Source organism: Hymenobacter sp. BT559 (genome assembly GCF_016427535.1).
GTDB lineage: Bacteria > Bacteroidota > Bacteroidia > Cytophagales > Hymenobacteraceae > Hymenobacter.
Window position 1 is genome coordinate 354,374 of record NZ_JAELXV010000001.1, and the last position, 24,589, is coordinate 378,962.

The 24,589-nt window shown below is 57.6% G+C and carries 17 protein-coding genes; 9 read left to right on the forward strand and 8 right to left on the reverse strand.

Annotated elements, in window-relative coordinates:
- Positions 1-114 precede the first annotated feature (114 nt).
- The 4 genes from mnmH to JAO77_RS01555 all read left to right on the forward strand — a co-directional run bounded on the left by mnmH (position 115) and on the right by JAO77_RS01555 (position 3,721).
- The gene (mnmH, locus tag JAO77_RS01540; RefSeq protein WP_198988512.1) at positions 115-1,134 is read left to right on the forward strand and encodes a tRNA 2-selenouridine(34) synthase MnmH; all 1,020 of its coding nucleotides are present in this window, start codon (positions 115-117) and stop codon (positions 1,132-1,134) included.
- Positions 1,135-1,148: 14 nt separating this feature from the next.
- On the forward strand, positions 1,149-1,538 hold the full coding sequence (locus JAO77_RS01545) for a VOC family protein (protein WP_198988513.1): 390 nt from the start codon (positions 1,149-1,151) through the stop codon (positions 1,536-1,538).
- 123 nt (positions 1,539-1,661) lie between these two features.
- A complete protein-coding gene (gene selD, locus JAO77_RS01550) occupies positions 1,662-2,723 on the forward strand; it encodes a selenide, water dikinase SelD (protein ID WP_198988514.1) in 1,062 nt (353 codons plus the stop codon).
- Between the two features lie 104 nt (positions 2,724-2,827).
- On the forward strand, positions 2,828-3,721 hold the full coding sequence (locus tag JAO77_RS01555) for a glutamate--tRNA ligase family protein (protein ID WP_198988515.1): 894 nt from the start codon (positions 2,828-2,830) through the stop codon (positions 3,719-3,721).
- A gap of 30 nt (positions 3,722-3,751) precedes the next feature.
- On the opposite strand, the gene JAO77_RS01560 is transcribed toward JAO77_RS01555, so the two are convergent.
- Entirely contained in the window at positions 3,752-6,982 is a 3,231-nt protein-coding gene (locus tag JAO77_RS01560; protein WP_198988516.1) for a M43 family zinc metalloprotease, read from the reverse strand.
- A gap of 246 nt (positions 6,983-7,228) precedes the next feature.
- Positions 7,229-7,918 (reverse strand): deoxyribonuclease V, encoded by a 690-nt coding sequence (gene nfi / locus JAO77_RS01565; protein ID WP_198988517.1) that lies wholly within the window; start codon positions 7,916-7,918, stop codon positions 7,229-7,231.
- Positions 7,919-8,059: 141 nt separating this feature from the next.
- Here nfi and JAO77_RS01570 point away from each other — a divergent pair, with 141 nt between their 5' ends.
- The 3 genes from JAO77_RS01570 (at position 8,060) to JAO77_RS01580 (ending at position 10,489) form a co-directional block, all read left to right on the forward strand.
- Positions 8,060-8,644, forward strand: a complete 585-nt coding sequence (locus JAO77_RS01570) for a DUF1990 family protein (protein ID WP_370549471.1) — start codon at positions 8,060-8,062, stop codon at positions 8,642-8,644.
- Between the two features lie 42 nt (positions 8,645-8,686).
- Complete coding sequence (locus tag JAO77_RS01575) at positions 8,687-9,337, forward strand: DUF1990 domain-containing protein (protein WP_198988519.1); 651 nt, start codon at positions 8,687-8,689, stop codon at positions 9,335-9,337.
- 102 nt (positions 9,338-9,439) lie between these two features.
- Positions 9,440-10,489 (forward strand): NAD(P)-dependent alcohol dehydrogenase, encoded by a 1,050-nt coding sequence (locus tag JAO77_RS01580; RefSeq protein ID WP_198988520.1) that lies wholly within the window; start codon positions 9,440-9,442, stop codon positions 10,487-10,489.
- A gap of 96 nt (positions 10,490-10,585) precedes the next feature.
- Here JAO77_RS01580 and JAO77_RS01585 read toward each other — a convergent pair whose 3' ends face one another.
- Genes JAO77_RS01585 through JAO77_RS01595 form a run of 3 tightly spaced genes read right to left on the reverse strand, consistent with a single transcriptional unit; the run spans position 10,586 to position 16,396 of the window.
- Positions 10,586-11,260, reverse strand: coding sequence for a DUF3823 domain-containing protein (locus tag JAO77_RS01585; protein WP_198988521.1), 675 nt, complete (start codon positions 11,258-11,260; stop codon positions 10,586-10,588).
- Positions 11,261-11,272: 12 nt separating this feature from the next.
- Entirely contained in the window at positions 11,273-13,144 is a 1,872-nt protein-coding gene (locus tag JAO77_RS01590; RefSeq protein WP_198988522.1) for a RagB/SusD family nutrient uptake outer membrane protein, read from the reverse strand.
- Positions 13,145-13,156: 12 nt separating this feature from the next.
- Positions 13,157-16,396, reverse strand: a complete 3,240-nt coding sequence (locus tag JAO77_RS01595) for a SusC/RagA family TonB-linked outer membrane protein (protein WP_198988523.1) — start codon at positions 16,394-16,396, stop codon at positions 13,157-13,159.
- A gap of 831 nt (positions 16,397-17,227) precedes the next feature.
- Between JAO77_RS01595 and JAO77_RS01600 the strand changes: the two genes are divergently transcribed.
- Positions 17,228-17,812 (forward strand): DUF4468 domain-containing protein, encoded by a 585-nt coding sequence (locus JAO77_RS01600; protein WP_198988524.1) that lies wholly within the window; start codon positions 17,228-17,230, stop codon positions 17,810-17,812.
- A 410-nt stretch (positions 17,813-18,222) separates the two neighbouring features.
- Here the strand turns inward: JAO77_RS01600 and JAO77_RS01605 are convergent, their stop codons facing one another.
- The 3 genes from JAO77_RS01605 to JAO77_RS01615 form a co-directional block, all read right to left on the reverse strand.
- Positions 18,223-20,397 (reverse strand): T9SS type A sorting domain-containing protein, encoded by a 2,175-nt coding sequence (locus tag JAO77_RS01605; RefSeq protein WP_198988525.1) that lies wholly within the window; start codon positions 20,395-20,397, stop codon positions 18,223-18,225.
- A 369-nt stretch (positions 20,398-20,766) separates the two neighbouring features.
- Positions 20,767-21,801: a T9SS type A sorting domain-containing protein gene (locus JAO77_RS01610; RefSeq protein WP_198988526.1), complete on the reverse strand. Its 1,035-nt coding sequence runs from the start codon at positions 21,799-21,801 to the stop codon at positions 20,767-20,769.
- Positions 21,802-22,190: 389 nt separating this feature from the next.
- Entirely contained in the window at positions 22,191-23,000 is an 810-nt protein-coding gene (locus tag JAO77_RS01615; protein ID WP_198988527.1) for a ribonuclease H-like domain-containing protein, read from the reverse strand.
- A 92-nt stretch (positions 23,001-23,092) separates the two neighbouring features.
- Here JAO77_RS01615 and JAO77_RS01620 point away from each other — a divergent pair, with 92 nt between their 5' ends.
- On the forward strand, positions 23,093-24,364 hold the full coding sequence (locus JAO77_RS01620) for a helix-turn-helix domain-containing protein (protein ID WP_198988528.1): 1,272 nt from the start codon (positions 23,093-23,095) through the stop codon (positions 24,362-24,364).
- Positions 24,365-24,589 lie beyond the last annotated feature (225 nt).

Consider the following 24,589-nt stretch of genomic DNA (forward strand, 5'->3'; position numbering starts at 1 on the left):
CAAGCCGCCGCCACTCAGTTAGCTCAACCCAGCCGACAACGGAAACTTTACTAGGCTCGGGCCGGTACTTTCGTGGCAGCCAGGGGCCGCTACTGCCGGCTGCTGCTGCTTTCCATGCCTCGCCATCCTATTACTGATTTTTTAAGCACTGCCGCCGGCCCCATCCTCGATGTGCGCGCCCCGGCCGAGTACGCGCAGGGCCATATTCCCGGCGCGCTCAGCCTGCCGCTCTTCACCGATGAGGAGCGCGCGCGCATCGGCACTACCTATAAGCAGGTCAACCCCGACAAGGCCGTGCTGCTGGGGCTCGATTTTTTTGGGCCCAAAATGCGCCGGATGGTCGAAGAGGCCCGCAAGCTAGCGCCCGGCCAGGAGGTGCGCCTGCATTGCTGGCGCGGCGGCATGCGCAGCGGGGCCGTGCAGTGGCTGCTCGAGCTAGGCGGCCTCAAAGTCAACCTACTCGACAAAGGCTACAAAGACTACCGCCGCTGGGCCCTGGCCGAAATGGCCCGCCCGCGCCAATTACGCGTACTGGGCGGCTACACGGGCAGCGGCAAAACCACCGTGCTGCACGCCCTGGCTGCGCAGGGCGAACCTGTACTCGACCTAGAAAGATTGGCTAATCACCAAGGTTCGTCGTTTGGGAGCCTAGGGCAACCGCCGCAGCCCACGCAGGAGCAGTTTGAAAACGACCTCGCCGCCGCACTAGCTGCTCTGCCCGACGACCGGCCCATTTGGGTAGAGGACGAGAGCCGCACCATTGGCAGCCTGGGTATTCCGAACGAGTTTTTTGCCCAAATGCAGGCTGCTCCCCTGGTGGTGCTCGATGTGCCCCGCGAAGCCCGCGTGCAGTACCTCGCCGCCGACTACGGCCGCCACGATGCTGGCGCGCTGGCCTCGGCGGTACTGCGCCTGCGTAAGCGCCTAGGTGGCCTCGTGACCAAAGATGCCCTAGGTGCCATCGCCGAGAACGACATGGTCCGCATGGTTGAGCTGGTGCTAGCGTACTATGACAAGACGTATGGCTATGGGCTGGAAGACCGCAAGGGCGTAATGGTGCCTGCTACGAGCACCGACGCGGCTGCCAATGCGGCGCTGGTGCTGACGGCTGTGCAATCCACTCCCCACGCCTAATGCAGTCCACGCCGATGCTACCGAAACTACGCGTGGCCCGCCCTACGAACGACGTAGCCGCATTGCGAAAATTCTACATAGAAGCGTTGGGGATGAGCGAGCTGTACGCTTTCGCGCAACACGATGGGTTTGATGGCTTAATGGTCGGGCACCCGCAAGCCCCGTACCACCTGGAGTTTACGAGCCAGGCGGGCCACGTTGCCGAGCGGGCCCCTTCGCCCGAGCATCTGCTGGTATTCTACTATCCTAAGCTGGCGGCCTGGGAAGCTGCCGTAGCCCGGCTGCGGGCCCACGGCTACCAGCCCGTACCCGCACACAATCCGTATTGGGACCAGCAGGGCCTGACCTTTGAAGACCCCGATGGCTACCGGGTAGTGCTACAGCAAGCAGCCTGGAATTTTTAGCTTACCACTAGCCAATCTATTCTCCTTTTAGAATGGTTGAGTTAGCTACAAATACCTTAACAACGGTTGTCATGTCAAGCGCTTTTAGAAAGTACTTGATTTGCTGCCTATTGAATTTATTAGATGATGACACCTGACCTCTCCAATATCCGCCTCACTCAATACAGCCACGGCGCGGGCTGCGGCTGCAAAATCGCGCCTAGCGTGCTCGATAAAATCTTGCACAGCAGCTTGCCACAGCCCAACTACGACAACTTGCTGGTAGGCAACGGCAGCCGCGACGATGCGGCCGTGTACCGCCTGCCGGGCCAGGCTGGGCAGTGCGTTATCAGCACCACTGATTTTTTTATGCCCATTGTCGATGACCCGTTTGACTTCGGGCGCATCGCCTCGGCCAATGCCATTTCGGACGTGTACGCCATGGGCGGGCGGCCGCTGCTGGCCATCGCGGTGCTAGGGTGGCCCATTGATAAGCTGTCGCCCGAGGTGGCGGCGCTGGTCACGGAGGGTGCGCGTGCTATTTGCGCCGAGGCGGGCATTCCGCTGGCCGGCGGGCACAGCATCGACTCGCCCGAGCCGATTTTTGGGCTGGCCGTGACGGGCCTGGTCGAAGAAAAAGACCTGAAGCGCAACGATACGGCCACGGTTGGCTGCCGCCTCTACCTTACCAAGCCCCTAGGGGTGGGCATTTTAACCACATCGCAGAAGCGCGGCATCTTGCGGCCCGAAGACGCCGATATTGCCCCCGCCCAGATGCGGCAGCTCAACAAGATAGGCGCCGACCTAGGGCAGATTGCCGGGGTGCGAGCCATGACGGATGTGACTGGTTTTGGCCTCCTAGGTCACTTGGCCGAGGTGTGCGAGGGTAGCAACGTGCAGGCGGTCATCGACTACTACCGCGTGCCGCGCCTGCTCGAAGCTGAGCGCTATTTGCTACAAGGTGCCGTGCCCGGCGGCACGGTGCGCAACTTCCAGAGTTACGGCCACAAGGTAGCAGCCCTCACCGACGAGCAAAAGTTTTACCTCTGCGACCCCCAAACCTCGGGTGGCTTGCTCGTGTGCGTTGAGCCCGGCGCTGCCGAAGCCGCCGCCCAGGCGGTATTTGCCCAGCATGGCTTAGCCCTAGAAAGCTTTGGCGAACTGCGGGCGCACGAGGCCGGCACGCCGTGGATAACGGTGGAGTAGGAAAGGTTAGGTAAGTGGGGTAAGGTATTTTTGTCATTGCGAGCGCAGCGAAGCAATCGCATCATGGCGAGCCGCTCTAGGGCGATTGCTTCGCTGCGCTCGCAATGACAAACAATTTTCAACAGAAGCCTTTTAGCCACGCACCTGTTGTCGGCCGGCTGGCGCCCACGCCCAGCGGCTACCTGCACCTAGGCAATGCCGTGAACTTTGTGCTCACTTGGCTTCTCGTGCGGCAAGCGGGGGGCATCTTGCACCTGCGCATCGATGACCTTGACCGCGCCCGGCTGCGGCGGCCCTACCTGGCGAATATTTTTCAGGTAATCGACTGGCTGGGTATTGATTACGACCGCGGTCCTAGCGGGCCAGACGATTTTTTGCGGCACTGTTCGCAGCTGCTGCACCTTCCCGACTACAACCGCGTGCTGCGCCGCCTAGCCCAGCAGCCGGGTCTGGTGTACGCCACGCGTCGCAGCCGCACCAGCCCCGCCGAGCCCGTGCCGCTCGATACACCCGGCGCGGCCTGGCGCGTGCACGTGCCACCTACGGTGCCCGTGGCGGGCCCAGCGGCACCTAGCGGCAGCCAAGTGCCGCTGGCCGAGCTCATGCCCGATTTTGTGGTGCGTAAGAAAGATGGCGTGGCCGCCTACCAAGTAGCCTCGGTAGTAGATGATTTGCGGCTGGGCACGACGCTCGTGGTGCGCGGGCTCGACTTGCAGCCTAGCACGGCGGCGCAGCTGTGGCTGGCGGCGCAAGTGAGCGAGACGCAAGCGTTTACCGGCTCACGCATTCTATTTTATCACCACACGCTACTAACTGATGCCACGGGCCACAAGCTCAGCAAATCGACCCAGGCTGGCGGCGACGCGGGCGTGTTGGCCCTAGGTAGCCCCGCGGCCGTGTACCGAGCCGTAGCGCAGGTGCTAGGGCTACCCCTCGAGGCGGGCGAGTCGCTAGCCACACTGCAGGTGGCAATTAAAAAAGGCGCGCTACCTAGGTAGTGCGCCTTTTTTGAGAAAGGAATACTGTGGTTACTGTCCGCGCACCACGTTGAAGCGCATTTCTTGATTGGCTTGCTGCACGTGCAAAATGTATTTGCCAGGCTGCAGGCTGCCCGAATTAGGCAGCTGCACGGTGCTAGTGCCCACTTCTACATTGGCCACCGAGTGGTTGTAAAGGGTGCGGCCGAGCACGTCGTACATCTTCACTTGCAGCGGCCCGGCCGTGGGCGTGGTTACGAGCAGCGACAATCCTGCATCGGTAAACGGTACGGGCAGCGCCGAAATGGTATACTGAATAGTGGCCGGCGTAAGCGGCGCCGTAGTGCTACCTAGGGTCCAGCGGCCCCGCAAGTCAGTCACAAAATTGCGGCTTACCAAGCGGGCGCCGGGGTCGCGCTGGGTGGCGCCTTCGTTGCTCCAGGTGGCACCCGCGTCGGCCGAGCGGAACATAATCAGCTGCGATTCGGCTAGGCCGCCTAACTCGTGGGGCAGGTAGCGCTGCACCAGCGTAGCGCCCTGCAAGCTGCGGCTAGTGGGCGTGATGTCGTAGTAGCGACTGATACTGAGATTGGTGCCCGTGCCCTGCGGCTGGCCGGTGGTGCGCGCCACGGTAGTAGCGCCGAGGGCTACGGGAGTGATAATGCTCGCGCCTAGGCCGCCAAAGTCGTCGGTGGTGGCACCTAGGTCGTGGGTGGTCTGCACCCTGCCAAGCACGTAGCTGGCATCGGTTTCGGTAATGGTGGCGGCAGGAGCCAGCGTAACGGTGGCCGCACCCGTGCTGAGCAGGGCGCCCGCCAGGCTAAGGGTAGTACCAATAGTGGCGGCCCCTATCGTTTTAGTGCCGGTGCCCCCGATGAGGAGAGTGGCGTAAGTGGCTGCCCGCAGGCTTTGGGCGCCGGTGCCGCGGGTGGCTACGGCACCACCGCTCAGCGCTAGGTTACCGGCCCCTAGGTGGTCGCCGTACAGGGCTAGCTCGCCGCCCGTCATGGCCAACTGGCCTTGCTGCGTAAGGTTGCGTACTTCGGCCGTGCCGCTGCTGATGGTGGGGTAGGGAGTGGTGAGGCCGGCCGGAATGGTCGCGTCCAAGTTGCGGGTGGGCACGCAGCCCGTCCAGTTGCCGGCATCAAACCAGTTGCCATTGCCCGCCGTGCCGTTCCAGGTGGGCAGCGACACGATGACGCTAATGGTGGCCGACGAGGTGCAGGCCACGCCGGGGTAGCTCACCGTGAGGCGGTACACTGAGGTTTGGGTAGGCGCTACGGTTACGGTAGGGGTGGTAGTTACGGCCGGCAGGCCATCGCCGCTCACCACGCTCCAGGCATAGCTCGGGGTGGGTTGGCTGCCGCTAAACTGCACATTGTCTAGGGCCCAGTAGTAGGCCCAGCTGGTGGCGTAGCGCCACCGCACCTGCACCCTAGGCTTGTTACTAAATGCGCTGAGGTCCACGGTGCTGGTAGTGGGGGCGCTCACCGTGCCTTGGTCGGTGGTGTAGCTGGTCACGGCCGTCCAGGTGGTGCCATCGGTAGAGGCTTCTACCACGGCCACGTCGCCCGTTTGGTAAGCTAGGCGCTGCAAGAAGCTCAGCTGCAAGCTGCTGTAGCCCTGCGTGCTGAAGGCCGGCGAAACTAGGGTAGTATTAGTGACGGAGCCCGCGTCGCCAATGTCAGAATTGGCTAGCACAAACCGGGTGCCATCGAGCGAGTAATTGCTCAAGTCAACGTAGGTGCTAGTGTACGAGTAGGCCGTGCGGTACTGCCAGCCCGTGGTGGGCGTGCCCGTATTGGTAATAGTCCAGCCCGTGGCTGCGCCATTAAAGTTTTCGTTAGGTAGCGCACTTGCTATCAGGTTGGTAGCCGATAGCGTAGCGACGGTGCCAGGGCAAAGCGAGGTGGCCGTGGTAGCCAGCGCCGGAACAGGTGGCGCCGGATATAGCACGACCGTAGTGCTCACCTTGGCCGGGCAGGCGCCAGTATTCACCGATACTTGCACGGTGTAGGTGCCCGCCATCTCCGTTGTGATATTGGCCAGCACGGGGTTTTGCTGGGTGCTGGTATAGTTGTTGGGGCCGGTCCAGCTGTAGGTGGCGCCGGCCGGGCCAGTGGCCGCAAGGGTTACGGTGCTGCCGGGGCACACGGCGCCGCTGTTAGTGGCAGTGGCGGCCACCACCCCATTGGGGCAGGCCACGGTAGAGGTAGCTAGTATGCTGCGGCGCGGGGTGCCAGCGGCCATTACGGCTTGTAGCCGGTCTTTTTGGGAAGCTGAAAACAGCTGCATGCAGCCATCATCGACATAGTCCATGTAGTCCATGAACAGGTCGCCGTTGGGGCCGTTGGAGCAGGTTACGTGCGGGAAAGTGGGGCAGCCGTAGTTCTGCACCGCTTGGTTGGGCGTATCGTCGGCGTAGTCCGAGCCGCTGCACGTATCGCTCAAGCGCTCGTCGTCGCCCCAGATGTGGCGCAGCCCAAACCAGTGGCCCAACTCGTGCGTCAGGGTCCGGCCCTTGTTGTAGGGCGCGGCCAGCGTGCCCACCCGCCCAAAGGCCACGTACAGGATAACGACCCCATCGGTGGCCGCCGAGCCACCTAGGCCGCTCAGGCCCCCTAGGTTGGCGGTATTATCCGGAAACTGCGCGTAGCCGAGCAGCCCGCCACCCAGGTTCATCACCCAGATGTTGATATAGCGGTCGGGGTTCCAGTACGAGCCGGGCTTGATGGTATTTTCAATGTAGCTCAGCGAGGTAGTAGACCCGTACGGGGGGGCATTCCAACCTTTGGTGTTGCGGTTAATCCGGTCAATACCCGGCTCGGCCATCACGTTACCGTTGGGGTCGATACTGGCCGGCACAAACTGCACCTGCATATCGCTGCGCAGTGGCTGAAAAGCGGCCGGTACCAGCGTGCCATCGGTATTGCGGTTGCGGTAGTCTTCGTTCAGTACATCTAGCTGCGACTGCACTTGCGCCTGGCTGATATTGGTGCCTACCCCCACGGGCTCGCCGTCGTTGATGACGTGCACGACAACGGGTAGTGTGTACGTCACAGCCGTGGTGCGCAGGCCAGTAGGGCGCTGCGTCTTCGTGGCCGCCGCCGGTTTGTAGCCCGGAATGAGCTTTTGCAAATGCTTTTGCTGCAAGTCGTTGGCTAGGTCGGTGGCGCAGGTGCGCGGGCCGAGTTTCGGTAGGGCCTGGCTCGCCGCGGGCCGGGCGCCCAGCGCCAGCACGGCGAGCCAGCACCCGGCTAGTAAAGAATAAAACTTAGGCATAAAAGCGGGAGGAAGTACGCTGCACGTGGGGGCTGGCTGCTGGCTAGCTCCGGGGCAAAGCCCCAAAATAGTGCTACTCGCAAAAAGAATAGCTTCGCAGCCAGCGCAGGCCAATCAAAGATAAAGGCGCTGCCCCAGCTCCCCATGCGCCCGCGTCCTTGCTACCCGAAAATATGCCCTCCTAGGGTACCATAAAGCTTATTTCACCGCCCAATGCCTCGAACACGTCGCCCAGTTCGCCGTTGGCTAGCGCACCTCTTGCTTAAACTCTTCGGCCCAGTGGTCGGCTAGGCGAGTGGGCTCGGGCAGCTTGTAGCCGCGCAGGCAAGCCAGAGTAAGCTCGGTGGCGGTGGGCAGGTCGCAGCGGTGGCCGGCGCTCACGAACAGGGGTAGCACCCGGTCTTTGCTGCGCAGCACCTGGCCCAGCAACTCGCCGGTGCGGGCATCGGTAAGGGGGGACTGGTCGCCCTTGGTGGGGCCGGGCTCGGCAAAAGTGCCCGTGAGCTTGTTTTTGGCCACGCCAAAGGTGGGCATGTCGAGCAGCACGCCTAGGTGGGCCGCAATGCCCATGCGGCGCGGGTGCGCCACGCCATGGCCATCTACCATTATCACGTCGGGCTTGTGCTGCAGCTTGGCAAAGGCCTGCACCACGTTGGGCGCCTCCCGAAACGAGAGCAGCCCCGGAATGTAGGGCAGCGGCACAGGGCCATAGCTGTAAACCTTCTCCACCAGTTCGAGGGACGGAAATTTCAGGACCACAAACACCGATAGAATGGTGTCGGGCGTCGGAAACGACGAGTCGCAGCCCGCAATCAGGCGCGGGAGCTGGGGCAAGGGCTCGGCGCGCAGGCGCTGGTGCAGCTCGTGCTGCTGCTGGGTGAGGCTGCGCACCAGTGCTGGGTCGGGCGCCGGGCCGGGCGGACGGAAATAAGCCACGTTGTTAGTGTTAAGAGTTAGGAGTTAAAAGTTGTGAGTTGGCCCGCAGGACAACCTTTCTGAGCGCGTTAGCGAACACAAACACCATATGGGAAGATGACTGGAAAGGTTGTCCGACCGCTAACTCTTAACTCTACTAACGTGGCAGACCTCTCGCATGCCGAACAACCGGCCAACACTGGCTCGGGCCCCTGGCTCGAGCGGCGCTACTACATCGACCTAGAGCGCCCGCGCCTGTCGCCTACGCAGCTCATGACGCAGGTGCAGGCCGATTTGCCGCACTTTTCGCCCGAGCTACTGGCCGATTTCAAGAAGGAAGAAGGCGCCGAAAACGCGCCGCTGCGCGTGGGCGACGAATTCCGCATCAAAATTCTAGGCCCCTGGAACGGCAGCGTGCGCGTGACCGACGTAGGGCCTACGTCCTTCGAGTTTATTACCCTAGAAGGCCACCCCGAGGCCGGCCGCATTCGCTTCGAGGCGCATTACCTCGACGAGCGGCCCGGCGAGCTGCGCTTCGAAATCCGGTCGCGAGCCCGCTCGCGCGACGGGCTGGTGGCGTTTGCCTACGACACCATCGGGGGCGGGCTGCTGGTGCAGGAGGCCACGTGGGTGGCGTTTTGCCAGCGCGTGGCGGCCGCAAGTGGGGGGCAGGCCCTAGGTGCCGTAGTGGTCGATACCATGCGCCGTACGCCCGACGGCACCACCGACCACCAGCACCGCAGCTAATAGATAGTTAGTAGCTGCTCATTGTTAATGACTCATTAGTAAATGGATAAGCCGCCGCTGTGGGAGCAGTATAAAGCCCGCCTGGCCAGCTACGCCGATGCCAAGGTCAACTACGACTTTTCGCGCCAGAGCGAGTATACCAGCGAGACCGGCTGGCGCATCGACGACTACGCTACCGACTTGCCCGCCGAAGCACCCGGCCCGCCCACGGCGCACGGCGCCTTCGCGGCGGCGCAAGACGTGCTGCGGCGCTATGCCTTTCCGCCGCCCAGCCTCATCACGGGCATCTTCAAGCCCGACACCCCACTCGAAAACCGCGTGATGCTGCTGCGAGCACGGTTCCTGGGGTTTTCGTTTTGGTTTGGGGTGCGCGTGAGCGAAGTGACCGACGAAGAAGCGCGCGCTACCCCCGACGGCCCCGAGCGGGTGTGGGGCTATGGTTACCGCACGCTGGAAGGCCACTTCGAGCGCGGGCAGATTGACTTCACCATTCACAAAAACCTGACTACTGGCGCGGTGCAATTTCGCATCCATGCCGTGTCGCAGACCGGGCGCATCCGTAATCCTTTTTACTGGTTGGGCTTCAAGCTCTTTGGCCGGCGCCTCCAGCGGCGGTTTGCGCGCGAGTCGTTGGCTCGCATGCGGCAGTTGGTAGGCGAGGCCCTGGCCGCTTCGCAAACAAAGGCCGCCTAGGTCGGGTTATCCTCGCACTATCTACGCAAGCGCCGTTGCTGCCCGCCGGGCGGCCACGGCGTTTTTGTAGGCTTACTCTTCTAATACCAAACCAGACAGCAAATGTCCACTACCAAAGCTTACGCGGCCCCCGCGGCTAATATTCCGCTGGAGCCGTTCTCGCTGGAGCGCCGCGCCCCCGGCGCCCACGACGTGCAAATTGAAATTCTATTTTGCGGCGTGTGCCACTCCGACCTGCACCAAATACGCGACGAGTGGGGTGGCTCTATCTTCCCAATGGTACCCGGCCACGAAATCGTGGGCCGCGTAACGGCCGTGGGCGACCACGTGAAAAACTTTAAAGTAGGCGACCTAGCCGGCGTAGGCTGCATGGTCGACTCGTGCCGCACTTGCCCCAGCTGCCAGGAAGGCCTGGAGCAGTACTGCGAAGTGACGGGCATGATTGGTACCTACAACGCCCGCGAAATAGGCACCGGCCAGCCCACCTACGGCGGCTACTCGCAGCAGATTGTAGTGGATGAGAAGTACACCCTCAAAGTGAGCGACAAGCTCGACCTGGCCCGCGTGGCGCCGCTGCTATGCGCCGGCATCACCACCTACTCGCCCCTGCGCCAGTGGAAAGTGGGTCCCGGCCACCGCGTAGCCGTGATGGGCCTGGGTGGCCTCGGCCACATGGCCGTGAAGTTTGCCGCCGCCCTAGGTGCCGAAGTAACCGTGCTCAGCACCTCAGCTAACAAGGAGGCCGATGCCAAGGCCCTAGGTGCCCACAAGTTTGTGGTAACCAAGGATGCCGAGCAGCTGAAGTCGGTAGGTAACTACTTCGACTTCATTATCAACACCGTATCGGCTCAGCTCGACCTGGCCACCTACGTGAACCTGCTGCGCCGCGATGGCACCATGATTCTGCTAGGTGTGCCTTCGGAGGCGCCGCACATCCACGCGTTCAACCTCATTTCGGGGCGCCGTCGCATTGCGGGCTCGCTCATCGGGGGCATCGCCGAAACGCAGGAGATGCTTGACTTCTGCGCCGAGCACAACATCATGTCCGACATCGAGTTGATTAAAATTCAGGATATCAACGAAGCCTACGAGCGCATGCTGAAAGGCGACGTGAAATACCGCTTCGTAATTGATACCGCCTCGCTGAACTAAAGCCTGGTGTCGTAAGCTCGGTTAAGCACCGTTGCTTAAATTAAAAAAAGCCCCCTACAGCTAAGTAGGGGGCTTTTTTAGTTAGGCAGTAAGCGATTACAGCGTAATCTTCTGTACCGGCGAGTAGTACAGTTCATTTACTCCTTGGGTTTTCACGCCAATGCGAGCGTACACCGCGTTGCGCGCCGTGCTGGGGAGCGTCAGCGAGAACGTCAGCGGCTGCGCTAGGTTGGCCACGTCGTTACCCGACTTGGTGGTGCGCCCTACGAGGCTGTTGTTGGTGTCTACAAACTGCCCGTTGTTGACGAAGAGCGTGACGGACTCGATGGCGCGGCCCGCCGTGGCCTGGCTTACCTGGCAGCTCGCCGTGATGGCCGTGCCCGACTTGGCAATGGTGGCGTTGCGCACTACAAAGTAGGGCTGCACGGGTACATCTACTATTGTGTTGCCGCTTACCTGCACCGTAATACTGTCGGTGTTGTTTACCCATGGGCCGTTGTCGCGCAGGCGAGTCAGCTTGTACTCGCCATCGAAGAGGGTAGCTGAGTAGGTACCATCTTGCGCTACGTACACCGGAATCTTATTGCGGAAGAACTCGCCGCGCTGCCATAGCTCGAGCTGTACGCCACCCTGGCCCCGTACGCCCACAGTCTCGTTCTGGAAGGTTACGCGCCCGGTCAACTGCGATTCTGGTGGCGAGTAGTTGTCTTTTTCACAGCTGGCGGCCAGCAGTCCCAGCCCAGCCAATATAGTCAATGTAAATCGTTTCATGGGTGGGAGCAGTTATTCGAAGGGGTTGCGAACGATTAAAGGATTACGATTGCGAATATCGTTGCCGATAAACGTATAGTAATTGAAGGTCTGGAAGTTGCGGGGGGTGCGGTAGCGCGGCGCCACTCGCTTGTCAAACACATACTTGCCATCCATGGCGCTGCCGGGGCGCACTACACGGTATGGAAACAGCACGTAGGCCACGGCCGTGGGGTTGTTGTTGTCGCCGTTCCACACTTGGTGCGCAATGCGCCAGCGCTTGAGGTCCCAGAGGCGGTGGTCTTCGAAGGCCAGCTCTACGCGGCGCTCGTTTTGGAGGCGCGCCAGGTTGAGGGTCGTGAGGCTATTGGCCCCGAAGCCGGCCCGCTCGCGCACGCGGTTCACGTAGGTGAGCGCCTCGGCGGTATTGCCCAGCTCTAGGGCTGCTTCGCTGGCGTTGAGCAGTACTTCGGCCAGGCGGAAGCGTACCCACCACGTATCGCTGCGAATACCGCGGCTGCTGGTGCCCGCGCCCGAGTCAATAAACTTGCGCAGGTAGAAACCCGAGTTAGAAACCTCAGGCTGGCTAGCCTGCGGCCCCGAGCTACCCGTCAGCAGCTTGTTATCGCCGTTGGGGAAGGCACTTCCGCCATACACGGTGCTCAGGCCACCCTCAATGGTCTGGTACGAGTTGTTGGCAGCGTTCCAAACCTTTACGCCAGCTTGCAGCTGAACATCCTGGCCTTTGAAGGTAGTGCCAGGATAGATAATAGTGCCGTACAAGCGAGCATCCTTATTGGCGAAGGGGCCGCTGAGGTTGTCGTAGTAGATGTAGTCGGTACCGGCCGCGTTCTGCGTGCGGAGAGTGCCGGTGGTACCATCTAGGTACTCGTACGCCTCGACCAAGTTGAGAATAGGCGAAAGCGACGAAGAGCCTAGGTTGTCCTCGCGGATGCCCCGCGCAATGTTGTCGTAGCTGAAGCCGTGGCGGTAGTCCTTAGCCGTCAAGAAGTCCTTCACCCAGATAACCTCCGAGTTGGCATTCTTGCGCGTGATGGCCTCGTAGAAGTTCTCGCCTAGGTTAGGGTTGGTGCGGTAAAGCGAATAAGGGCCGGCCATTACTTCCTTGGCCGCGTCGAGGGCCTTCTGGTAGTAAGTGTTTGCTAGGCTGGCCGGAATGCCGACTTCGCCGCCGCTGGTCTGGATGTTGAGGCCCGACTGCGCGTTGTACTTAGCGATAGAGCCCGCGTAGAGCATGGCCCGGCACTTGACAGCCATTGCCGTGTAGCGGTTGGCCCGCGTCACGCTGCCGCCATTGCCTAGCGTACCCTTGATAGCATCTAATTCGCTGGCTACAAAGTCGTACAGCTCGGTTTCTTTGCTGCGCTTCACCTGCAAGGGTGTCACGTTGCCATCGAAGTTGTAAATGAGCTGCTCCGTGACCAGGGGCACGCCCCCATAGCGCTTACCTAGCTCGAAGTACATGTAAGCCCGTAAAAAGCGAAGTTCTGCCTTAAACTGGTCTTTCTGTGCCGTAGTGAGCGCGGTGCTGAACTGGTCGATACCATTCAGTGCCAGGTTAATGTCGCGGATAAGGCCATAGTCCCAGTTACCCCAGCTACCAGAGCCGTAGCTGAACCGGTCATTGGGGCCGTTGCCATTGCCCGACCACATAGCCTCATCATAGGCTGCGTACTCAGCCCAGTTGTTGTAGATGGTGGTGTGTACCGGCAAGCGGTCGTAGTAGTTGGCCAGCAAGCCCGTAATCAGGCCGGGGTCATTCCAAATCTGCGAGTCTAGAATGATATTCGGCGGGGTGCGGTCTAGGAAATCTTTCTGGCAGCTGGTGCCAAGGCCTAGTAGTAGACCAGAGCTCAGTGCAAGCGTTTTGAAGGAAAATTTCATGGGTGGGAGGGCTTAGAAAGAGACCGAGAAACCTGTGTTAATCAGGCGCTGGGGCGGGTAGCCTAGGCCGTTGGTAGAGGTGATTTCTGGGTCGATATCAATGTCGTCAAGCGTGCTGAAGGTCACTAGGTTGGTAGCGTTCACGTACACCCGCACTCCTGAGAAGCCGATTTTAGTTAGCCAGGGCTTGGGTAGGTTATAAGCTAGCTCCACATTGCGTAGGCGCACGTAGCGCACGGTCTTAATCCAGAAAGAGCTGCGGCGGTTGAAGTTAGACGAGCCGCCTGCATCGCGCCGGATGGCCGGGTACTTCCCTGGTACCCAAGGGCTATCGGCGTTGTAGGGGTCGGCGCGGTGCCAGCGGTCTTCGAGGATGTAGTTGGGCGAGGTGCCGTTGTTCTGGAACGGAATCAGCAGCTCATACTCGCGCTGGTAGGTCTGCATGCCAGCCCCGATAATGTCGAAGTTGAGCGTGAAGTTCTTGTACCCTAGGCTAGTGTTGAGGGCGTAGGTCACTAGTGGGTTGCCACCTTGGATGTAGCCAATGGGGCGCTCATCGAGGTTGTTGATAACCCCGTCGCCGTTTACGTCCTTATAGATAATGTCGCCTGGCAGCTGGGTGCGGTTGCCTTGGCCGTCGTTGTCTATGCGGTGGTCGGCAATTTCCTGCTCTGACTGAAACTGGCCGATGGCTTGGTAGCCCCAGCCTACGTCGCCCCAGCGGCTGTAGTAGCTGTTGCGGTAGCGGTCGAAGGAGTTGCTAAACCGCTGGCTGTAGCCTAGGTCAAAGCGGCGCGCCAGCGTGGCATGGGCGCCTACCGAGAACGAGAGGCCTTGCGAGGTAACGCCCGAATAGATTAGGCCGCCTTCCAAGCCCTTCGTTTCGTCAGAGTTGCGGTTTTCGTTGTAGAGGTCATACCCCACTTCCCGTGGCAAAACAATATTGGGGTCGAGGCCTGGTAGCCCCTCGCGGCGGCGGCGGAAGATATCGAATGTACCCGAGAGCTTGCCTCCAAACAAACCAAAATCGACACCTAGGTTGGAAGTTTTATTGCGTACCCACGAAAGGGTCGTAATAGGCAGGCCGCGCGGCCGTACCCCAATAGTATAGGTGCCATTGAATATCGAGGCTCCACTGCTAAAGTCGTACCCTTGTAGATACCGGTAAGGGTCGATAGCATCGCTACCCGTTACGCCGTAGCTGCCGCGCAGCTTCAGCTCGGTGAGTACACGGCCTACACCACTGTTTTTGAGAAAGTTTTCTTCCGATACACGGTAACCGGCCGTAACGGCGGGGAAGAAGCCGAAGCGACTATCGGCCCGGTACAGGTAAGAGCCATCGTAGCGCCCTAGGCCTTCGAGCAGGTACTTCTGCTTGTAGTTGTAAGCCAAACGGCCTACGTAGCCCGCACGGGCTGACTCAAAAACTTCATCAAGCAGGTAGTCCTGATTGGCGAAGTACTGAATAGGAATCGTATTGTTGGGCGGCACCGTGTGCACGATGTTGTAGCGGTTGTCGGTGTCGTAGCGCTCATACACCGCTGTGGCGCTTAGGCCGTGGTCGCCCAACTGCTTGTTATAAATCAGCTGAAGCTGCCCGGTGCGCTCGATAACGGCGCGGCGGCGCTGCTCGCGCCAGGGGTTCTGGTTGCCGCCACCGGGCACCAAGTCGTAGGTCTGGGCCGTGGGGTTGTAGCGGTAGCCGTTGTAGGTGTATTCGAAGCCGTTGAAGGTGTTGGTCGTATAGTTGTAAGAGCCGGTAGCCTTTACAGTAAGCCCGAACGAGAAGTCGTACTGTCCATACAGGTTGATTTTGCCAGCCCGCCAGTCATCGTCGCAATAACCCGTAATCGACTCCTTATAGGTAGCCGGGTTCACGTTGATGTTGTGCGTCTGGTTGATGTAGAGCGGGTTGTCGTTGGCGTAGGGGGCCTCAGTGGGCCACATTGAGAACACGCTCAAGAACGGGTTGAAGTAGTCATCGAGACCCGGAACGCCCGCGGTGTGACGATACTCGGCGCGGCCATACAACTGCGTGCCAACGCGGAAGTGCGGGTTTATCTTGGCCTCTAGGTTGGCCTGCATATTGTAGCGCTTGAAGTAGTTGTCTTCAATAAGCGCCTTCTGGTCGAGGTAGCTGCCCGAGAGGTAGTACGTCACGTTATCGGACGCCCCCGAGATATTGCCATTTAGGTAGTACTGCGGCACGTTGGGCCGGAATACCATGTCGTAGTAGTCGTAGCTCTTGTAGCCCGGCTCGGTGCCTTGGCGCCACTTTTCCAGCTCTTCGGCCGTGAGAATCTTGCCCGACACGGGGTCCGATACGGGGCGGGGCGCCCGGCGCTCTATCTGAGCGTAGTTCTGCTCCGACTCTACCAGGCCGCGCTGGTGTTGGTAAGCATTGGCCGGGTGCGGGTACTTCGTAAAGTTTTGGACGCCGTAGTAGCCGTTCAGGTTTATCACCGGCTTGCCGAGCTTGCCGCGCTTGGTCGTCACTAGGATTACGCCATTGGAGGCGCGCATCCCGTAGATGGCCGCCGACGCATCTTTCAGCACCGAAATAGTTTCGATGTCGTTTATTCCCAGATTGTTAAACTGACCTTCCTCTGACTGAATGCCGTCGATAACATAGAGCGGAGAGCCCATGTTACGAATCTGGATGCTGGTGCCGGCACCGGGGCGGGCGTCGCCCTGGCGGGCCGTGATACCCGGAATGCGGCCGGCCAGCGCGCTGGTAGCCGCTACAGCAGGCGTGCGTACCAGTTCCTGGCTCGTTACCTGGCCTACGGCGCCAGTTACAGTAGCGCGCGACTGCGTGCCGTAGCCCACTACTACTACTTCTTCGAGCGACTTGTCTTGCGCTTCGAGCTTGACGTTCACAGCAGTAGCGCCCGTCACGGGTACCTCTTGGCTAGTAAAGCCCACGAAGGAGAATACTAGTACCGAGCCCTGCTCGGGTACTTTCAGGCGATAGCGGCCCTGCTCATCGGTGGTAGTGCCCTGCGAAGTACCTTTTAGGATAACGTTTACCCCAGGTAGGCCTTCGCCCTTGCTGTCAGTTACAACACCCTGCACCGCAATGTCGGCAAAGGGGGCGGCGTTATGAGCCACCGCGGGTAGGGTAGGAGCAGCTAGTGGGCTCGGCGCCGCAGAGGCACTGAGCGTAGTGCCTACGGAGGCACACCAAGCCAATGGCAGCAAGGACTGGCCAAGAGCCCCGCGCACCAGCCTATTGCGTAACGTACTTTTCATAGGTGGGAAAAAAAGGTGGGTGGAAAAAAGTAGACAATCGATTGTGTTAGCTGAGGTAAACCTGTGGCTGATGAGCCACTGAAGGGTTGAATCCAGAAAACAAGGAGGGCTTGCGCTATAGTAATAGTACAAGACCGGGTGCCGAAGATGTTGGTGAACGCTGTGATAGACAGCGCACCCTGCTATCAGCCTAGGCCGGATGGGTTTAGGAAGCTGTCCGTAGAAGTATAAGACGCCATGCTACCCGCAGGAGTGCGGGCATAAACAAGCTTCCTTTATACTACCGGGTAGGGGCGGAGGGCAGGGAGCACACTAAGGTGCTGGCTCGGGACCGTTGCTTAAAAACGGTATGGTTTCGCAGATGCGAAGAGAGTAGGAGTGGCAGCATAGGCCAGTGTGAGGGGGGTGGGAAAGGAGGAGTGGTAAGCTAACCGTAGTATCTGAGTAGCCTCAATAGCGCTGCCGGTTGCTGGTGGTAAAGGTATAACCCAAACCGAATGAAACAGAGGTGAATTTAGATAAAAATGGGGTGTAAAATAGTTTTTGTAGGCGTGGTAGTTGGGGCTGGCAGCTGGATATAATGCTTTGTATTTAATTATATGATTGTAAATCAGCGTTTTGATTAACTAGGTAAGCTGTTGAGTAAGTAAGGGTAAAATAGTATCTGGCAAGAAGGAAGTGAAAGTGCTTAGGTGGTTGGGACACAACCCGCAGCCTCTGCCCTTACACGGCGCCCGAGCGTAGGTAAGGGCCTTACCTGCCCCTAGGGTGCTTGCTGGTGCCCGGAGGCAACCGGGTCAACTATTGCCGACGGGTTTGCGTAGCCTGCCCATGAAATATTTCCTGATAATGCTGCTGGCATTGGGTTCGCTTACGGCGGCGCAGGCCCAGGTAAAGCTGCCAAAGCTCCACGGCTGGGTAAATCCGCTGCCCATGGATTCGCTCACGCGCAAGGTGTCGTTTCAGGGCGTGGTGCAGGTGCCGGGTGCCAGCCAGGCCACCTTATATGCGCGCGCCAAGAAGTGGTTTGCCACCGCGCCCGGCCCTACCAAGATGACGATTGAAACGCAGAATGAAGCTGCGGGCAAGCTTACCGGCAAAACCAGTGAGCTAGTGATGCAAAACTTCTTGGGTGCTAATGTGCAGGTGCCGCTGTGGCGCACCGTGATAGTGCAAGTGAAGCCCGGCCGCTTCCGCTACCAGATTACCAATTTTGCCTTCGATAGCAGCACCGGTCAGGGCGCCGTAACGCCCATCGAAAACTACCTTACGCCCAACGCCCTCACTTTCGACGATGCCGGCTACCCTAAGCCCGTGCTGCAGTCAACCATCGAAGCCATTCAGCGGAGCGGCCGGCAGCAAGCTTCGGCCATCCGTCAGACTATGACGGGCAAGGCAGTAGATGACAACTGGTAAGCAAGGTGCAAGTCAGTGCTTTCTCCTGCTTGGGTAGTGAAGCCAGAGCAGCCAAGTGCCAGCCGAAGCACACGGAGGCCAATAGACAGAAGGTGTAAGAAGCCCTAGGTGGCGGTGTAAGCGCTACCTAGGGCCTGTATTGCATAAGGGTAGCTGCTTGCCAGTAAGCTAGTGAGCTAAGTTTATAAGTTGACCATAATAGAGTGTTTCAATAACGGCAAACACTGTTTCCTACATAGGAGAGCCCCAGCGGAGCGACCTGCTGGGGCTCTCCTATGTATCTTGCTGTTGCAAGAGGACTTAAAAGCTCAACCTATTTCAAGGAAACCCAAATATATTCTATATAACAAAGGCGCCCGCCGATAAGAATATCGACGGGCGCCTTTGCTTGTCTGTAGCTGAAGAGAAACTTACAGCTTCACGAAGCGGGCATGGCGAACGGCTTGGCCTGGCACACGCACACTCACGATGTATACGCCGGCAGCTAAATGCTCTACCGGTAGGCTCAAGGCCGCGTTGCCGCTTGCTTGAGTAGTCTGGCTGTATAGACGCTGACCCTGCGTATTGATGATAGAGATTTCGGAGCCAGCTTGGCTAGCTTCAGCAAACGTCAGGGAGATGTTAGAGCCCGTTACGGGTACGGGGCTCAGAAGCAGTTCCGTAGAAGCTACTGCAGCTTGACGGGCTACCACGGCTACCGGCGAGTAGCTAACTGTTCCGTCTTGGTCTTCCTGACGCAGGCGGTAGTAGGCTTGCGGCGTGGAAGCAGCGTTGATTAGGCTCTTGTCGGTGTACTCGTAGGTGCCACCAGTGGCATTGTTGCCCGAGGCTAGGTAGCCTACCGGTTGCCAAGTGTCGCCATGAGCTAGTTGCCGCTCGATACCAAAGCCCTTGTTATTGGTTTCGGTAGCGGTAGCCCAACGGAGTATGGCAGCGCCTTGAGCCGTAGGGGCAGCCGTGAAGCTCACCAGCGTTACAGGCAGCGGAAGGTTAGTCGTACCTAGCGTGAAGGTAGCCGCTAAAGACCCCGTGATGATGCCACTAACTACCGTTTTAGTGCTTGGATTACTGCTGGTCCTATTCAGATTGTCGAAAGGAGCAACGCCGCTAATGGAACGATAAAAGCCAAGATTGGCGGCATTCAGGCTGTTTAGCTCAGTATTCAAATAGCGAAAAGAAAGGCTGAAAATCTGGTTATCAGGGAAGTCTATCGCGCTAAAAGTAAAGTTTCGTGTAATACTAGCGCTCGTGCTAGTAGGTCCTGCACCATCAAGAGATAAGCCAGTACGCCGAGTCACAATGGAAGAACCAGGGTCTTCCGGAGAAGCTAAAGATACATTTACGTCTATACCAATATTGCCATACGTATTGGTAGTGCCACGAGTAAGTGTCCTGATAGCTCGTAGAATGCCTAATACATAGCTTGTCTCACTTTCTCCCACTATTTGGGCACCGGAGGTAGCTAAAGTCACATTATAATCATCAGCACTGACCGTGTTAGTAGCTAGAATACCACCTGGAATACCACCCATATTGTCATTATAGAACGTTAGCGTATTCAAAATATTCATTTGAGTAGTAAGCGTTTTTACTCCACCGCCTTTAATACGGAAGTCAGTAAATGAAGTGCCATCAAATGTTTGATTAATACCAGCTAACGTGAAGAAACCAGAATTTTGCTTAAATCCACTATTAGAATTTATAAAATCACCAAATACCTGTAAGTCAGCAGAGTTAAGTGTTAGCAGGGTGGTGATAGAATTAGGATTCCTACTTTTATCCAATGTTAAAGTGCGTACTTGAGCTACATTACCTGTACCCGAGATAGTAGGATACCTCGTTGCGCTACCTAGAGCTATTGTAACATCGGTTTGAAAGTTAGGGCGCACGCCTGTAGACCAGTTGCTATCTGTGAACCAATCGTTGCTAGTAGCACCCGTCCAAGTTGCTGGAGCAGCACCAGTTACTCTAAAATTAGCAAGGTAATTATTGTTGCTGTTGTTGTCTAGAAGGATAGCTCCTCTTGCCGATGTAACTTGGTAAAACAGCTCGAGTGTATATCCAGCAGTGTTAGGAGTAGTACCACTTAATAATTGATAAGTACTAGGGGTCTTCCAATTTGATACAGCATTAGCACCGCCTCCAGTAGAGCTATTTCGGGAGAGCGATACATCTGTAAAGTCGGGTCTGTCGCTAATAGGAGTTCCGGCGGGGTATACGCGGTAAGAGAGTGTTACCGAGACGGCTGCGTTACCATTGCCATTTTCATTGGTAATGTTTGCCTCACCACTCAAGAGTAGGCTCCCAGTGCCCCGGTCAAAAGAACCAAGATTACCGACAGCTCTAAAAGACTTTGCAGCACTATTGCTACCAGCGAGGGTATTGCTATTTGTGAAGTAGGTGCCATTAGCTGCTCTATTGGAACCCCCAATAGTAACGTAGTTGCTACCAAAAGAGGCGGCTTGCGCAGTAGTCGCTAAGCTGAGCAGCACTAAGAGTAATCTGGCTACTAGCCAGCCTCTGTTGGAGAAAATCTGCTTTGAATGGATAGCAAAAGCAAGTTTGTTGTTTAGAAGTTTTTGCATGGTGTCAAGAAATAACAGGAAGGAATTGACAGCCAAATATACGACGAACATGAGATGCGGTTAGAGTAATACAAAAAGATATTAGTTATCTACAGTTCAGTTGTACAGCCTATCTCGTATGCAACTGCTTCGTCTTCTATTGCGAAGTACAATTAGATATATCACTATCACTTATGGATACCTCTGAATCTGCTTATGAGGCCTTTGAATTATGTAATAAGAACTGTCTGATATGCAAAAAGGCCTCTCGTCTCCGGGAGGCCTTTTATTGAGGAAAAAATAATATTAAATATATATTACTGGATAAAATTCACTGATATTAGTTAAATATGATATTTAGTGGATACTACTGCTATGCAAGTAACATAATTAGTTGGACACAGTAATGCGTTTTTGAATAGGGTGGCTGCTATCCGCTAGCGTAAGGATATAGGTGCCCGTAGCTAAGCCAGTGGGTAACGCGAGTGGAACTACGTAATGGTCTTCGGCAGGAGTGAGAGTTTGAGCTAGCACGGAGCGGCCCATCGAGTCTAACAAGCGTAGCGCAATAGTTTCTCCTTCATATCCCTGTAGGAGTAACTTAACTACTTGGCCATCGCTTGGATTAGGATATACTTCTACTAAGCGAGTTGCAAGCGGGGTAGGCGCTAGGGTGATAACGCTGCTATAGTGCATGGTCCCGTCATTGTCGGCCTGCCGTAAGCGGTAATAAGTGAGGCGCGTAAGGCGTTGCGGGTCGAGCCACCGATAAGCTTTTGATTGACTGCTATTGCCAGCTGCGGCTACCTGGCCAACTTCGGTAAAAGCGGTGCCATCAATCGAGCGTTCGAGCGCAAAGTAAGTGGTGTTGCGCTCAGAAGCAGTAGTCCAGCGTAGGGTAGCCATGTTTTGCGCATCTATAGAGCCTGTGAAGGACGTTAGCTCGACAGGTAGAGGAGTAGGCGCAACAGCAGCTACCTTAGAGGTGGTTATTATAGCGCTGATACCATAGGTATTGTAAGCAATAGTGGTGCCGTCAGTATTATATTCTGAGTTCGTAATATAATAAGGGGTGTTAGGCTGTAAGCCCGTAACTGTAATGGAGTGACCATCGCCATTGTAAATGGCATATCCCTCACCTAAGGAGTCGCCTTTGGCATAGGTAGGAGCCGCTTTATAAAACTGGCCATCCACAGCAGCAAGCATCACGGGCCTTTTGCCGGGGGCTTTGGCAATGGCTACTACACGGCCCTGCCCAGTGCCCGTAGTGCCGAAGTTCAGCTCCATAGTGGTAGCCGTAATGTCAACAACCTCAATTTCGCCTCCTTCGCTAGGAGCTGCAACCTGCGCCTGTGCTAGTTGGCTCGACAACCCAACTAGCAATCCCACCAACCATAATGATAAACGAATAGAAGTAAAACGCATAGTGAAATAGATTTTAGTAGTACACAGCTAACAAAACAGGCACTGCCTGTTAAAATTAATTTTATGACTTTTTGTATTGATGAAAAAGGTTGCTAGTGGAATAGTACCTTATTTGGTAATTCATAATTGTGAAACAAATATAGGATTAAAATTCAGTAAATATCATCAAAGGCAGATAAAAAGCACATAAATATCTATTATTATGGTATTAAATTAAGAATTATGATAACTTACTTAAAGTGTGATAAGATTTTAATTTAAATATCTTGAAATGCGTAAATAGTATTAAGGATGGGAAGAGGGGCGGATTAGTTAAGAGGTTTATAATAAAAAAGGGCAGCCTTTTGGCTGCCCTAAGAAGGAAAAAAGTAGAAGTTAGCGCTACAAGCTCAGCGGCTAGGAGCGGCAGTCCACGCTACCTGTGTGAGTTGCACAGCAGGCCACAACTCCTTTTGGCCCGCGTAGTGTAAGAAGATGCGAGCGGTGGCAATGACGTCCTCTTCGCAGTACTCTACGATGCGGCCTAGGTCCTTGTCTTGCCAGTAGACCTGGGCTACCAGCGAGCCATCGATATCGTCTTTGGGGGAGGGAATGCCGAACACGCCTGCCAGCAGCGGCAGCGAGATGGTGCCCTTGTTGTCGCCAAACTTCCAGAGGTCCATGGTATCGAGTAGGTGGGGGAGGTCCCAGGGCTTGTGGCCGGCCACGTCGAGCATGGGCGGAATGGCTTGCCCGCAGATGAGCATGCGCCGCCCTAGGTAGCCATAATCGAACTCGCGGCCGTTGTGCGCGCAGAGGTAAAAGCCTTCGGGGCCAGCGGTTTCGAGCTTGGCGTAGCGGGCCTGCGGGGCATAGGGCGCGCGCTCGCCCAGTAGCTGGGCGAAGCCGCGGAGCACGGCGCACTCATCGTCGTCGGCAAAGGACTTGACTCGGAATTCTAAGGTCTCGTCTTTTAGCGCACGGAAGTAGCCCACCGAGATGCACACGATTTTGCCAAACTCAGCGTAGAGGCCGCCGTGGGCAAATAAATCGGCGTGCGACAGGCCATCGGCCAGCTCCTTGGCGTGGCGCTTATCACAGAATTTTTGCCATAGCGGGTGCATGGCTTCGGGCAGTTCGGCGTGGGTGGCGTGGCCGGGCACGGTTTCGATATCAACAAAAAAGACGCGGGTGAGGTCGACGTGGCGCAGGATGTTCATGGGGGCGGGCAAAGACTGATGGGAAGTACCCCAAAACTAAGCCGAATGTTTAGCCGCTGCGGCTTGCTGGCCTGGCCTGTACTTTCGCCTTCATGCTTTTCCAGTTTGGCTTGCGTAGCTCGCTGCTTCTGCCTTTTGTGGTGCCAGGTGCCGCCGCTACGCTGTGGCTGCTGCTGCGCGCCTGGCGGCGCAGCACCCCGCCCGATGCACTGCTGGCCCTGCTGCTAGCGGTGCCTACCCTCAGCGCCGCGCAGTGGATGCTGGGCTACGCTGGCTGGTACGACAGCCACAATGGCTACTCCACTTTTATGTTCTACGTGCCTTGGCAGCTAAATCTGCTGCTGGGGCCGGGCTACTACCTATACTTCCGCAGCCTTACTAACCAAGAGTTTCGGCTGGGGCCGCGCGCTTGGTGGCACTTACTGCCGGGCTTGCTCAAAATCGGTTTGTATACAGTGGCAGCGGCCTATGACCTAGGGTGGTGGCATGGGCTGCGGGGGCAGCCCATGCCCTACCATTTCGGCACTAAAGGCCTGTTGGCTCAATGGCTCGACGGCCTCAACTGGCTGCTGAGCTACCCGATATATGTGCTGCTGCCGCTGTATAGCTGGCTGGTGCTGGCCAGTTACCGCCGCTACACGCGCTACCTCGATGATAATTTTTCGGATTCTGAGCGCCTGCGCTTTGCCGGGCTGCGGCAGCTGCTGATTCTACAAGTACTGAGTTGGACCTTAAGCTTGGTATTTGAGCTACTGGATGTCACGCTCGGATTCGGTTACGACGAAGCCTGGAATTACTTTGCCCTGCGCGGGCTGTTGCTCTACGGCCTCATCGTGGTAGGTGTGCAGGCCAATTATGCGGCGGCCACCACCCCGCTGCGCTTTGAGCCAGCTGGTCCCGCCCGCGAGGAACTGGGAGAGGAGCCACCTGGCTTGCCTACCCCGCCTGACGTAACGGAAGCTCCTTTGGTAGACCTAGGGAAAGCCGATACCCCGCTCGCCGCGGCTGCCGTGCTGCCACCCGAGCTGGAGCCTTGGCGCGAGCGGCTGCTGCGCCTCATGGCCGACGAGCAGCCCTGGCTGGAGCCCGAACTGACCCTGACCGAGCTAGCCCAGCGCCTGCGCACCAACCCGGCGCTCCTCTCCAAAGTCATCAATACGGGCTGTGGACAAAACTTCAACGACTTTGTCAACACCTACCGCGTGCACGAAGCCCGGCGCAAGCTGGCCGACCCGCGCTTTGCGCACTATTCGCTGGTGGGCGTGGCATTGGAGAGTGGATTCAATTCTAAATCAACGTTTAACCGCGTATTTAAGAAACTGCTGGAGCAGGCGCCCAGCGAAGTGGCACGGCCCAAATCATAAGTTAGGACGCGCCAACTTATAGCTTGGAGCGCGGGGCGCGGGGGTACCTAGGAGCTTTGCCCCAGTCTTCACCCAGCGCCATCTGCCATGTGCCAGCCCCTTGCTCACCCGCCGCGCGCCGCCCGGCCGGTAACAGTAAATTATTATGGAGGTCGCCGTAACGTTTGCCCTGTGGGGGCGATAGTGGGGCGGGACGTAGCGCGCAAGCGGCGTACCAGAAGCTGG